The organism is Variovorax sp. dw_308 (assembly GCF_019207085.1).
In the GTDB taxonomy this organism is placed as follows: domain Bacteria; phylum Pseudomonadota; class Gammaproteobacteria; order Burkholderiales; family Burkholderiaceae_C; genus Variovorax.
On sequence record NZ_JAATOM010000010.1, the window covers coordinates 1 to 12521 of the forward strand.

General features: G+C 67.3%; 14 protein-coding genes. 5 read left to right on the plus strand and 9 right to left on the minus strand.

Annotated features, from left to right (window positions below; genetic code table 11):
* The 7 genes from gspM to gspG form a co-directional block, all read right to left on the minus strand.
* Nucleotides 1-431, minus strand: a 431-nt coding sequence (gspM, locus tag HCU76_RS19565; protein ID WP_218510405.1) for a type II secretion system protein GspM, incomplete at its 3' end; no start/stop codon positions are given.
* A complete protein-coding gene (gene gspL / locus HCU76_RS19570) occupies nt 428-1639 on the minus strand; it encodes a type II secretion system protein GspL (RefSeq protein ID WP_213953058.1) in 1212 nt (403 codons plus the stop codon). The genes gspL and gspM, both read right to left, overlap by 4 nt.
* A 129-nt stretch (nt 1640-1768) precedes the next feature.
* Nucleotides 1769-2899: a type II secretion system minor pseudopilin GspK gene (gspK, locus tag HCU76_RS19575; protein WP_213953059.1), complete on the minus strand. Its 1131-nt coding sequence runs from the start codon at nt 2897-2899 to the stop codon at nt 1769-1771.
* On the minus strand, nt 2896-3546 hold the full coding sequence (locus HCU76_RS19580; protein ID WP_213953060.1) for a type II secretion system protein J: 651 nt from the start codon (nt 3544-3546) through the stop codon (nt 2896-2898). The genes gspK and HCU76_RS19580 overlap by 4 nt, the downstream gene beginning before the upstream one ends.
* A 15-nt stretch (nt 3547-3561) precedes the next feature.
* Nucleotides 3562-3963, minus strand: a complete 402-nt coding sequence (gene gspI, locus HCU76_RS19585; RefSeq protein WP_213953061.1) for a type II secretion system minor pseudopilin GspI — start codon at nt 3961-3963, stop codon at nt 3562-3564.
* On the minus strand, nt 3960-4436 hold the full coding sequence (locus tag HCU76_RS19590) for a prepilin-type N-terminal cleavage/methylation domain-containing protein (protein ID WP_213953062.1): 477 nt from the start codon (nt 4434-4436) through the stop codon (nt 3960-3962). The genes gspI and HCU76_RS19590 overlap by 4 nt, the downstream gene beginning before the upstream one ends.
* The gene (gspG, locus tag HCU76_RS19595) at nt 4411-4851 is read right to left on the minus strand and encodes a type II secretion system major pseudopilin GspG (protein WP_213953063.1); all 441 of its coding nucleotides are present in this window, start codon (nt 4849-4851) and stop codon (nt 4411-4413) included. The genes HCU76_RS19590 and gspG overlap by 26 nt, the downstream gene beginning before the upstream one ends.
* Before the next feature lie 48 nt (nt 4852-4899).
* On the opposite strand from gspG, the gene HCU76_RS19600 reads away from it, so the two are divergent.
* On the plus strand, nt 4900-5493 hold the full coding sequence (locus tag HCU76_RS19600) for a type II secretion system protein N (protein ID WP_218510406.1): 594 nt from the start codon (nt 4900-4902) through the stop codon (nt 5491-5493).
* Between the two features lie 49 nt (nt 5494-5542).
* Here HCU76_RS19600 and ilvA read toward each other — a convergent pair whose 3' ends face one another.
* Nucleotides 5543-7087: a threonine ammonia-lyase, biosynthetic gene (ilvA, locus tag HCU76_RS19605; protein WP_213953065.1), complete on the minus strand. Its 1545-nt coding sequence runs from the start codon at nt 7085-7087 to the stop codon at nt 5543-5545.
* A gap of 265 nt (nt 7088-7352) precedes the next feature.
* Here ilvA and HCU76_RS19610 point away from each other — a divergent pair, with 265 nt between their 5' ends.
* Entirely contained in the window at nt 7353-7802 is a 450-nt protein-coding gene (locus HCU76_RS19610; RefSeq protein WP_218510407.1) for an OsmC family protein, read from the plus strand.
* 132 nt (nt 7803-7934) lie between these two features.
* On the opposite strand, the gene coq7 is transcribed toward HCU76_RS19610, so the two are convergent.
* Nucleotides 7935-8564: a 2-polyprenyl-3-methyl-6-methoxy-1,4-benzoquinone monooxygenase gene (coq7, locus tag HCU76_RS19615; RefSeq protein ID WP_213953067.1), complete on the minus strand. Its 630-nt coding sequence runs from the start codon at nt 8562-8564 to the stop codon at nt 7935-7937.
* 285 nt (nt 8565-8849) lie between these two features.
* On the opposite strand from coq7, the gene HCU76_RS19620 reads away from it, so the two are divergent.
* The 3 genes from HCU76_RS19620 to HCU76_RS19630 all read left to right on the plus strand — a co-directional run bounded on the left by HCU76_RS19620 (nt 8850) and on the right by HCU76_RS19630 (nt 12516).
* On the plus strand, nt 8850-10145 hold the full coding sequence (locus HCU76_RS19620) for a porin (protein WP_213953306.1): 1296 nt from the start codon (nt 8850-8852) through the stop codon (nt 10143-10145).
* Nucleotides 10146-10282: 137 nt separating this feature from the next.
* On the plus strand, nt 10283-11263 hold the full coding sequence (locus HCU76_RS19625) for an ABC transporter permease (RefSeq protein ID WP_213953068.1): 981 nt from the start codon (nt 10283-10285) through the stop codon (nt 11261-11263).
* On the plus strand, nt 11263-12516 hold the full coding sequence (locus HCU76_RS19630; RefSeq protein ID WP_218510408.1) for a M20 aminoacylase family protein: 1254 nt from the start codon (nt 11263-11265) through the stop codon (nt 12514-12516). The genes HCU76_RS19625 and HCU76_RS19630 overlap by 1 nt, the downstream gene beginning before the upstream one ends.
* Nucleotides 12517-12521: the final 5 nt, after the last annotated feature.

Below are 12521 nucleotides of genomic sequence, written 5' to 3' on the forward strand. Positions count from 1 at the left end.
GCGCGTGTCAGGTGCGCCTCGCGCGGCACCGCGCGCGCATTGTTCCGGGCCTGCGCCAGCCATTGCGCCAAGGCATCGGCCGGCGCGGCGCGCATCATCACATTGGCCGCGTCGCCGGCATTGACGACCTGGGCGCTGGCCCCGAGCGACTGGCGCACCGAGCTCTCCAGCGCCCGCAGGGATTCGTCGCGGTTGGCACGCGGTTGCGACTGCAGCGCCTTGGCCTGCGCCTGCAGCGTGCTCATGCGCTGCAATTGGGCGTCGAGCCGCTTGTGCTCCTCGCGCGCTGCCGACAACGTGTTCAAGGCCGGTGCCAGCGCCACCCACCACACCAGCGCCAGCAGCACCAGCGTCACGGCAGCCGTCACCAGCCGGCGCTCGCGCGTTTCCATTTCGGCCCAGCGCGCCTGCATGACTTCGCGGAACTTCATCGCCTCGCCTCCGCCTGCACCAGCAGCAAGTCGCCTTCGCCGCGCGCCGTGTAGCCGCGCGAGGCCATCGTGTTGGTCAATGCGCCGACCTCCGTGGCCGAGAGATTGAGACCGCGCAACCGCAACTGGCCGGCGTTGTAGTCGAGCGCGGTCGGCACCCGGCCCGGCGGCAGGCTGGCGCCGAGGGCGGCCAGCATCGGTTCCAGGTCGAGCGAGGCCACGCCGCCGGTGGCCTGCTGCAGCGCCGCCACCTCGCTCGCCATCTGGAGCGGTGCATCGAGCACCACCTTCACCGAGGGAAAGGTCTGCACCAGGATCGCGTTGATGCCGGCGCGCTTGGCTTCCAGCGCGTTGCGCTCCTTCCAGGCCCAGGCATTGAGGCCGACCAGTTGCGCCAGCACCAGCACCACGGCACCCCATCGGGCGGCGCGCCACTGGGGCGCATGGCGCAGCGCATTCAGCCATGCGCCGAATTTCTTGCCGGCGCGGGCACGGCCGCTGCTGGCCAGGTCGAACTGGGCCAGGTCCCAGGGCGTGCGGGCGGCCTGCAGCCAGCGCTCGGGCGTCTGCGCGATCGGCAGGCGCTGGCCCAGCAACGCTTCCGCCTGCGCCGCGACGGCGGGCTCCGCGCTGGCCACCGCGGTGTCGAGCGGGGCGCTGCCGACCAGCGCCAGGCTGGCGGCGTTGAGCGGCAGCGTGGCCACGCCGTTGGCGTCGCAGACCGTGAGCTGCGCGGACTCGGGCTCGCCGGTGGCGAACAGCATGGCTGGCGAGTCGGCGGGCTGGGGTGCAAATTCCGGGACGATGCGCGTCACGCGCCGGCCGGCGGATTCGAGCGCCTGCACCGCGGCCCGCAGGCCGATGCGCTGGCTGGCTGCGACCCAGACCGTTGCGCCAGGCTTGGCGCCGGGTGCCAGTGCGAAGTGCAAGGACTCGGGCTCGTCCAGCAGGTGCTCTTCGAGCAGGCCGTCCAGCACGGAACGCAGCCGCGCTGCGCCGCCCAGGTTGCCTGGCGGCAAGGCCACGGCGTGCCACGACAGCGCGGCGCCCGGCACCAGCAGGGTGACGTCGTTGCCGGCGGGCAACAGCGCCAGCGGCGCGCTGCCGTGCGAAAGCAGCGTACGCCCGTCATCGGCCGCCAGCGCCCAGCCATGGTCGGCGCCGCCATGGGCGCGCGACAACGGTGGACAAACGATCAATTCAGGCATGGGCGATCCGGGAAAAGGGGGGCCATTGTAGAAGGCGCCCGCCCAACGCTATTTTTTTGATAGCGCGGGTTGCAGGCAGGACGGGCACTTCACAAAAGCATCAAAAGATAGACCCCGTCCGACCGCGGATCAACGTGGGGCGGCAGTCTGCGTTGCGCCTGCGCCACGCTCGCGCCACAGCACGGTGACCTTGATGCCGTCGCGCCGCAGCAGCGAGTTTTCCTCGACAAAGGTGTTGTCGAGCCGCAACTTGCCTTCGACCTCGAAGTAGTTGGTGGAGACGCTGTGACGTTGCGCGTTGAACGCCATGGCTTGGTCGCGCAGCACGCTGTCCGTGTCCGGGAGCTGGCTGAAGAACTTGAGCGTGCGCCGCGCCACCACTTGCTTGGCGGCAGCCATGTCCATGCCGGGCACGCTGGCGTAGATGGCCTCGGCGCTGGCGGTGTTGATGTTGAGCGGCGTGCCCGCCGGCAGCACGGTGACGTAGGGCTGCAGCGCGGCCACCGTCTGCGGCGAAAGGCCGAACCAGACCAGTTGCGAGGTGTGAATCGGCATCAGCGGAACGCTGGGCGCCTGCGCATCGTCGCCTGCCGACGTGCTGGTGGTCACCGTGGTGGTCGTGGTCGGGGTAGCAGCCGCTGGCGTCGTGGCCGTGTCGGTTGCCGCACCGGCAGCCGCCGCGGTCGGCGCCGTGGTGGTGACCGTCGTGATCCCGGTCATCGCGCGCTGCACGCCGTTGGCGAGCAGGTCCACCTCGCCGACCGGCAAAGCGAGCAGGGAGAACAGTTTCTTGAAGGAAGCCACCGCCGCGGCGTCAGGCTTGTTGCCGCTCACCAGGTTCATCACGTTGAGCTTCGATTGGGCGTCGACGATGCGGCCCGACAGCAATGCATCGGGCAGGCCCTCGAGCGAGGCGCTCGAGACGTTCTTCTCGGCAGAAAGGAAGCTCGACAGCCGGGCCTCCTCCAGCGGAATGGCCCACGGCTCGCCCAGGTGGTCCGGCCCGCCGGCGTTGCCGTCCGCCCGCAGGATCAGGCGCGCCCAATCGAGCGCGCCGATCAGCACCCAGGCCGACTGCACGCGCGCGCGCTCGGCCTGCTCCACCTCGACCGCCCGCCATTGCTGCCACAGGGCGGCCGCGGCGAGGGTGGCCACCAGCGTCACGGTCAGCATTGCGGCCAGCAACGCCGCGCCGGCCTGGCGCGTCTTCGAGGCTGCGGATGGCCGGCTCAAGCGCGGGGAGGCGTTGCGCGGCGTCATGTCTTCGGAATACTCGAGGAGGGCCGCACCCAGTCGCGCGACAGCAGGCCGGTCAGCGCCGGGCCGGGCGGCAGGTTCAGCACCAGCCGCACGCCGTCGGGCAGGGCATTGGCGCTGGCGAGCGTGGCGGCGCCGACGGCTGGGCTCCAGGTGTCGTTGCGGAAATAGTAGAGCTGCCAGCTGTCCACCGGCATCAGGCTCACGTCGAGGCCGCGCGCGGCGGAGTCGGCCGCGTCGCCCTGCGCCCAGGCGGCGGCGCTGGCCCAGGCGGCCTGCCATTCGTCACGTCGCGTCAACGGAGCCGATTGCCAGCGGCTCCAGTAGCTGCCGTCGGCCTGGGTGCGCAGGGTCCAGGCAACCACGTAGATCACCGGCCGCAGGTCGTCGACGCCGCGCCGCGTGATCCGCAACAGCCGGCCGTCCCAGTCGATGGTGCTGGTGCCATCCAGCCGGGTGATTCCGTCGAGGTCGGCGCTCCATTGCGACAGCGTGGTCTGCAGCGTCAGCACGGCATCGCCGCGGGCGCGGTTGTGCTCCTGCGCGCTCGCCATGCTCTCGATGCCGCGCCAGCTCATCAGCGCCAGCATCGCCATGACGGCGACGGCCACCATGAGCTCGATCAGCGTGAAGCCGCGTTGCCGGTTCATGAAGAACCCTTCATCCTAGTACCTGCCGACCACGGTCGACACGCGCAGCACCGGCGCATCCTCCGCGTCGCGCACCTGCACATCGACGCGGCGGAAGTCGGGATTCAGCGTGGCTGTGGTCGATACGCCTACGTTGAAATTGTTGCCGGCCTGCGTGCACACCGATGCACTGTCGCCCACCGCCGGCATCGCGCGCGCCAGCCGGACCTTGGCCAGTTCGTTCTCGGCGCAGATCTGGGCCAGCATCGCGTCGGACTGGCGCTGGGCGTTGCGGGTCAGCGCGCTGGTGGCCTGCGACCCGGCCATCAGGGCGATCGCGACGATGCCGAGTGCGACCAGCACCTCGATCAGCGTGAATCCGCGAACGGCTCGCCGGACTGCGGCGCGAGCGCCGTTAGACGGCCGGGCGGCGCTCATGGCGAAACCACTGCAAACGGCCGCAATCCATCGGTCGCGATTCGAAGACTGCGCGCGGGCGGACCCTCGGTCGTCAACACCACCTGCTGCGCCGCGATGATCGGGTCGGGCCCGAGCAGCAGCGCCGGCGTGGTCCGCCCGTCGGCGGTGGCGGGTTGCGCGGCGACCCCGTTCTCGAGCCAGGTGCCCGGCAGCGCATTGGGCGGGAGGCCATCGAAGGTAAAGCCTTCAGCGGTCGTGCGCCAGCGCACGGTTGCGCCGCTGGCGCGCGACTGGGCACGCGCGGCGTCCAGCAGCACTGCCAGGCGTTCGCCTTCGCGTTCGAGGGAGGTCTGGCCGCTGTCGCGTATCGCAAAACCAAGGCCAGCCGTGGCAATCGCGATGATGGTGATCACCACCATCAACTCGAGCAGCGTGAAGCCACTCGCGTGGCGGGGGCTGCCGGGCCTACTGCCAGCTGCCGATGTCGGCATTGTTGCCTTCGCCACCCGGCTGGCCGTCCGCGCCGAACGAGAACACGTCGATCTCGCCCTTGATGCCGGGGTTCAGGTACTGATAGGGCTTGCCCCAGGGGTCGTTGGGCAGCTTGTCGATGTTGGGCTTCCAGTTGGGTGCGGCGGGGCCGGTGGTGGGTGGCACGACGAGCGCCTGCAGGCCCTGCTCGGCGGTGGGATAGCGCTGGTTGTCGAGGCGGTAGCGCTTGAGCGCCTGCATCAGGTTGGCGATGTCGGTGCGGGCGCTCTGCACGCGGGCTTCGTCGACACGGCCGATGACGTTGGGCACGATCAGGGCGGCCAGCACGCCGATGATGACCAGCACGACCATCAGTTCGATGAGGGTGAAGCCGCGTTGCAGGGAGGCACGCAGTGGGCGGGGCGAAGGTGTCATGGGGAAGTCGGGCTTGGTTCGTGCGGCGCTGCATGATAATCCGCCCACATGTCGGTCCCGTCCACGCTCCAGGCCCCTTTTGCCACTTCTTCGCGCTGGCCTGTGGCCCTCGCCACGCTGCTCGTGTGGGGGGTGGCCGCCGCGAGCCTCGTGTTCTGGGGCTTGCGCCTCGCAGCCCCGGCCGATTCGGCCCCGCCGCCGGCGGTGGCCGGTGCGCCGGTGACGGTCGATCCGACTTCGGTCGCGCGCTTCCTTGGCGCGGTCAACACACCTGTGGCCGCCGCGGCCACGCCCGATGCGGCAAGCCGTTTCGTGCTGCAAGGCGTGATTGCCGATACGGATGGCCAGGGCGCCGCGCTGATCGCCGTCGACGGCAAGCCGGCGCGCCCGTTCCGTGTGGGCGCCAGCATCGGCGACAGCTACGTATTGCAGTCGGTCGGTGCGCGCGCGGCATCGCTGGGCGCTGTCGCGCGGGGGCCGGTCGCCTTCACGCTGAAGCTGCCCGATCGCCCGATGGCCATCCCCGGCGTCGCTGGCCCGGCGAGCCCGGCGGCCAGCAGTCCCGGCGGCTTCGGCAGCCCGGGCGGTCCTGGCAGTCCCGGCAGCCCTGCCACTTTCGGCGGCCCCGCCCGCGGGCCCTGAGCCCGATCAGGCATCACGCCGCCGATCCCAAGGGCGGCGTGCCTGACGTCTATGCCTTCAGGAACAACTGGTAGACCGGGTTCGCCGTCTCCTCGACGTACGGATAACCCAAGGTCTGCAGGAATCCATCGAAGGCCGCGTGGTCGGCCGTCGGCACCTGCACCCCGACCAGGATGCGACCGTAGTCGGCGCCCTGGTTGCGGTAGTGGAAGAGGCTGATGTTCCAGTTCGGCCGCATCAGGTTCAGGAACTTCAGCAGCGCGCCGGGCCGCTCCGGAAAGACGAAGCGCAGCAGCCGCTCGTCATGCGCCAGCCCCGTGCGACCGCCCACCATGTGGCGGATGTGTTCCTTGGCCAGTTCGTCATGCGTCAGGTCGAGCGCGCCGAAGCCGTGTTCGACGAAGGTGTTGGCTATCGTCGTCGACTCGCCGCGCGTCGAGGTGGTAAGGCCGACGAAGACATGGGCTTCGGCCGTGTCGCTGATGCGGTAGTTGAACTCGGTCACGTTGCGCGAAGCGCCCGGCAATTCGCCGACCAGTTCGCAGAAGCGGCGGAAGCTGCCGCGCTCCTCGGGGATGGTCACCGCGAACAGCGCCTCGCGCTCCTCGCCGACTTCGGCGCGCTCTGCGACGAAGCGCAGCCGGTCGAAGTTCATGTTGGCGCCGCAGAGGATCGCCGCATAGGTCTCGCCGCGCGTGCCGTGCTGCTCCACGTATTGCTTGATCGCGGCCACTGCGAGCGCTCCAGCCGGCTCGACGATGCTGCGGGTGTCGACAAAGATGTCCTTGATGCCGGCGCACACGGCATCGGTGTCGACGGTGATGAACTCGTCGACCAGTTCGCGCGCGATGCGGAAGGTTTCCTCGCCGACCAGCTTCACGGCGGTGCCGTCGGAGAACAGGCCGACATCGGGCAGCGTGACGCGTTCCTTCGCGCTCACCGACTGCATCATGGCGTCGGAGTCGTTCATCTGCACGCCGATCACCTTGATCTCGGGCCGCACGGCCTTGATGTAGTTGGCGACGCCGGAGATCAATCCGCCGCCGCCGATGGCGACGAAGACCGCGTCGAGCCTGCCCTGGTGCTGCCGCAGGATTTCCATGGCGATCGTGCCCTGGCCGGCGATCACGTCAGGGTCGTCGAAGGGGTGTACGAAAGTGAGGCCTTGTGCGGCCTGAAGTTCGAGCGCGTGGCCGTAGGCGTCGGAATAGCTTTCGCCGAAGAGGGCGACCTCGCCGCCGAGCGCACGCACGGCGTCGACCTTGAGCTGCGGCGTGGTCACCGGCATCACGATCACGGCCCGCGTGCCGAGCGTTCGCGCGCTGAGCGCAACGCCCTGCGCATGGTTGCCGGCCGAGGCGCAGATGACGCCCTTGCCCAACTGCTCCGCGCTCAGGTGCGCCATCTTGTTGTACGCGCCGCGCAGCTTGAAGCTGAACACCGCCTGCTGGTCCTCGCGCTTGAGCAGCACAGTGTTGCCCAGGCGCAGGCCCAGCGCGCGCGCTGGCTCCAGCGCGGATTCCACGGCCACGTCATAGACGCGCGCGGTGAGGATTTTCTTGAGGTAGTCGGCGGGGGTGAGCGGGCTGGGCATAGGGCCGCGATCATAGGACGCTGCGGGCGGGCCTTCCCTGGCGCAGGGCGGAGCGCATAAAAAAGCCCCGAGTCTTGCGACTCGGGGCTAAATCCACCAATTGGGAGGGTGGAGGAGACAACCGGTGCACAACCATTGGTTGCGCGATGAAATAAAGTATATCGACTGTTTGCTGCAACGCAACACGCAATAGTGTTTTTCCCCACACAAACTGGCGATCCCGTGGATTTTTGCGCGGTCGCCTTCAATCGGAGTAAGTCTTTCGATGGAATGCACAGTGAGTTGGACCGGCGCGGCCGGAACGCGGTCGCCCATGGGCTTTGTCGCGGAGACGGGCAGCGGTCACGTCCTGACCATGGATGGCGCCCCGGACGAAGCCAAGCCGGAGAACGGCGGCCGCAACCAGGCGCCGCGGCCAATGGAGACCTTGCTGGCCGGAACCGGCGGCTGCACCGCCTATGACGTGGTGCTGATCCTCAAGCGCGGCCGCCACAAGGTCGACCGCTGCAGCGTCAAGCTCACCAGCGAGCGGGCTGAAAAGGACCCCAAGGTCTTCACGAAGATCCACATGCACTTCACGGTGGCCGGCAAGGGCATCCCGGAGGCCGCCGTGGCCCGCGCCATCGCGCTGAGCCACGACACCTATTGCTCCGCCACGGTCATGCTGGGCAAGACCGCCGAGATCACGACGAGCTTCGAACTGCTGGAAAGCTGAAGAAGGTGTGAATCGCGCCGGCCGTTTCATACGACTTTGCAATCAAGCGCAGAACAAGGCGCAGCCCCGCAGACAGTGCTGTAGTACGGCAAGGCGATCCAACGCGGTTATGCGTTTGATCGCGGAGTCGCATCAGATGCGGTGCGCGACGGTCGTCATGACACGGGCGGCCAGCCGCATTGCCGCGCGTGCAGGCGCCGGCAGCTCGCGCGCACCGGCGCTGCGTGCCTGCGCGCCGTGACGCGCCTCGTCGTCCTTCATCTGCGCCACGACCGCACGCGACGCGGAATCGGCGGCGGGAATGCGGTCGAGGTGGCCGTCCAGATGCGCCTCGACCTGGCGCTCCGTCTCGGCCACGAAGCCCAGGCTCAGGGCATCGCCGAGCCGCCCGGCCACCAGCCCCAAGCCGAACGCGCCGGCATACCAGAGCGGATTCAGCAGCGACGCGCGGGCGCCGAGCTCGTCCAGGCGCTGCTGCGTCCAGGCCAGATGGTCGGTTTCCTCGTGCGCCGCTTCCAGGAGCTGTTCACGCAGGGCCGGATCGCGCGCGACGGCCGCCTGCGCGGTGTAGAGCGCCTGCGCGCAGATTTCGCCGACATGGTTGACGCGCATCAATGCACCCATCTCGCGGCGCTCGGCGGCGGTCAAATTACCCGGCGGGGTGGCGGGTGGCGGCGCTTGCCGTGTTGCCCGGGGGCGGGTGAACAGCGTGCGCAGAGCCGCATCCGCCGCGGTCAGGAGAGGGTCAAGTGAACGGGTCATGGCGCCATTGGAACGCAACTGGCCAGCCGCCGATGGCAGGCATTCCATCGTTTCACATCGTGAATTGGGCGGCGCCCTGCGGCTTTGTTGCACTGGTGCAACGAAACGCCGAACCCTTCCGCGATTTAGGCCGAATTCTTTTGCCCTGATGCGGCGCGTCTGGTGCAATAGCGACAACTTCCCAAAAGGAGGTTGGCCCGGGGTCCGGTGGGAGCACAGAAAAGTGCCCAGTCACGGTGAGCCCTCTGCACCGGAGCCCTATGTTTAACCTTGGAGAAACTTGCAATGAAAAAATCCCTAGTTGCTCTGGCTGCCCTGGCTGTTGCTGGCGTTGCCTCGGCTCAGTCGTCTGTCACGTTGTTCGGCGTGGTTGACGCGTCAGTCAGCTACTACCAAACGACCAGCAAATTCGTCGGCTTTGCCGGTACCCCGGTGCTGAACGCGATCGGCACTGGTGACCTGAAGCAAAGCCAATGGGGCCTGCAAAACTCGGGTTACAACTCGAGCCGTCTCGGCTTCCGTGGCACGGAAGACCTCGGCGGTGGCTTGGCTGCAAGCTTCTGGCTCGAAGCGCCCATCACCAACGACGACGGCGCTACTGGCGTTTCGACCTTCGCACGTCGCTCGACCGTGAGCCTGTCGGGTGGTTTCGGTGAACTGCGTCTTGGCCGCGACTACACGCCCACGTTCTGGAACGACACCGTGTTCGATCCGTTTGGCACCAACGGCGTCGGCACCAACCTGATCTTCTCGATGAACGCTGGCCCGCGTACGCTGGTTGCCAACCCCGCCGGCGGTCCCGCCATCAACCGCGGCCTGTTCTCGAACACCAACTACATTCGCGCCAGCAACTCGGTCGGCTACTTCCTGCCGCCGAACCTGGGTGGCTTCTACGGTCAAGTCCAGTACGCCTTCAACGAAGCCATCAAGTACGATCCGGGCACCACGACCCCGAACGTGCTGAACAGCCAACGCGCTGGCCGTTATGTCGGTGGCCGTTTCGGTTACGCGAACGGCGGCCTGGACATTGCTGCTGCCTACGGCGAAAGCACGACCGGCGACGACTTCTACGCTGGCTCGACCACCACGGTCAAGATCGCCAACCTCGGCGCTTCGTATGACTTCGGCGTCGTCAAGCTGTTCGGTGAAATCTCGCGCACCAAGAACGACATCGACGTTGACAGCTTCGTGCCGGTCTTCGGCACGGGCTCGTTCAAGGGTGACGGCTACCTGCTCGGCGCTACCGTGCCGGTCGGTCCTGGCCTGATCCGTCTGTCCTACTCGGCGGTCAAGCTGAACTACACCTCGACCCCGACGTTGCCTACGATCGGCTTGGGCACGCTCACGGATGATCCGAAGGCTGACAAGTTTGCCATCGGCTACGTGCACAACCTGTCGAAGCGCACGGCTCTGTACGCGACGGCAGCGTTCATCAAGAACAAGAACGGCCTGAACCTGAACGCCAACAGCAGTTTCACCGCTGGTCCGCAGTTCACGAACACGTTCCTGCTGACCCCCAACGGTGGTTACCAAGCTGACAAGGCCTACGGCTACGACTTCGGTATCCGTCACGCTTTCTGATCTGACGCTGGCTTCCGCCAGTTGAAGTTGAAAGACTCGAAAAGCCACTCGATGAAAGTCGAGTGGCTTTTTTCATGGTTAGTCCCCTCGCGGGCACGCGGATTGCTCTGCTATCGTTAGTAACAAATAGTTTCTCGATGCTTGTTTTCGTATTGCGCCGCCTTATCCAGGCCGTGATCGTGATGGTCGCGGTGGCTTTCATCGCGTTCCTGCTGTTCCAGTACGTGGGGGATCCGGTTGTCTTCCTCTTGGGCCAGGACGCCAAGCCCGAACAGATCCGCCAGCTGCGCATCGACTTGGGGCTCGACCAGCCCTTCGTCGTGCAGTTCTGGCATTTCATCGTCAACGCGGCGCAGGGTGAGTTCGGCCTGAGCCTGCGCCAGGGCGCCAAGGTCTCGCGCCTGATCGGCGAGCGCCTGCCGGCGACGCTGGAACTGACGGTGGTGGCGGCCCTGCTGGCGCTTGCCGTGGGCCTGCCCATGGGCGTGTATGCGGCCCTGCGGCGCGGCTCCGTGGGCAGCCAGACTGTGATGGCGCTGTCGTTGCTGGGCGTGTCCCTGCCGACCTTTCTCATCGGCATCCTGCTGATCCTGGTGTTCTCTGTCTGGCTGGGCTGGCTGCCGAGTTTTGGACGCGGCGAGGTGGTCAAGCTGGGCTGGTGGAGCAGCGGCCTGTTCACGCGGGACGGCTGGAGCCACCTGGTGTTGCCGACCGTGACGCTGGCGATCTTCCAACTCACGCTGATCATGCGGCTGGTGCGCTCCGAGATGCTGGAGGTGCTGCGCACCGACTACATCAAGTTCGCCCGCGCGCGCGGCCTGTCGGACCGCGCCATCCATTTCGGGCATGCCTTGCGCAACACGATGGTGCCGGTGATCACCATCACGGGGCTTCAATTGGGCTCGCTGATTGCGTTCGCGATCATTACCGAGAAGGTCTTCCAATGGCCCGGCATGGGCCTCTTGTTCATCGAGGCGGTGACCTTCGCCGACATCCCGATCATGTCGGCCTATCTCTGCCTCATTGCATTGATTTTCGTGACGATCAATCTCGTGGTGGATCTGCTGTATTTCGCGGTCGATCCGAGGCTGCGGGTTTCCACGACAGGGGGACATTGATGGGTCCGGTACGTTGGCAGGTGGCGGGAAGGGCGTTTGCGCACATCGCGCGGTTTCATCCGGAGATCACGGCGCTGCGCCGAGACCTGCATGCGCATCCGGAATTGGGTTTTGAGGAGGTCTATACCGCGGCGCGGGTGCAGGAGTCCTTGCGCGCCTGCGGGGTCGACGAGATCCATGCCGGCATCGGCAAGACCGGCGTGGTCGGCGTGATCCGCGGCCGCTCCACGGCCAGCCGCCGCATGATCGGCCTGCGCGCCGACATGGATGCATTGCCCATGTGCGAGGACAACGGCTTCGATTGGCGTTCGGCGAAGAAGGGCCTGATGCACGGCTGCGGCCATGACGGGCACACGGCCATGCTGGTGGGCGCGGCGCGCTATCTGGCGGAGACGCGCAATTTCGACGGCACGGCAGTGCTCATCTTCCAGCCCGGCGAGGAAGGCTTTGCCGGCGCCCGGGTGATGATCGAGGACGGACTGTTCGATCGCTTTCCGGTGGAGTCGGTGTTCGCCATGCACAACTGGCCCGGCATGCAGCCGGGCACGATCGGCCTGAACCATGGGGCGATGATGGCAGCGGCCGACCGCATCACGATCGAGGTGACGGGCAGAGGCGGCCATGGCGCACATGCCTACCAGACCATCGATCCGGTGCTGGTGTCGGCGCACATCATCACGGCGGTGCAGAGCATCGTCTCGCGCAACGTGCGGCCGATCGATGCGGCAGTGATCAGCATCTGCGCAGTACAGGCCGGCGACCTTGGCGCGATGAGCGTGGTGCCGGGCAAGGCCACGCTGGTGGGCACGGTGCGCACCTTCAGCGACGCGGTGCAGGAGCAGGTCGAGCAGCGGCTGGCGGAGTTGTGCGGCGCCGTGGCCACGGGCTTTGGCGCGACCGCCTCGGTGCGCTTCGAACGCATCTATCCCGCGACCATCAACACGCCCACCGAGGCGCTGTTTGCCGGCGACGTGGCGCAGGGGCTGGTGGGTGCACGCAACGTCGAGCGCAACATGGAGCCGAGCATGGGCGCCGAGGACTTCTCCTTCATGCTGCAGAAGAAGCCGGGCGCCTACCTGCGCATCGGCCAGGGCGCGAAGGACGGCGCGTTCCTGCACAACAGCCGCTATGACTTCAACGACGAGATCCTGCCGCTCGGCGCGGCGATGCACGCGAGCCTGGTCGAGCAGGGCATGCCCTTGCAGCTTGCCGCCGCGCCCAAGGTAAACGCCAAGGCCCGCGCCTTGCAATAGCCCGC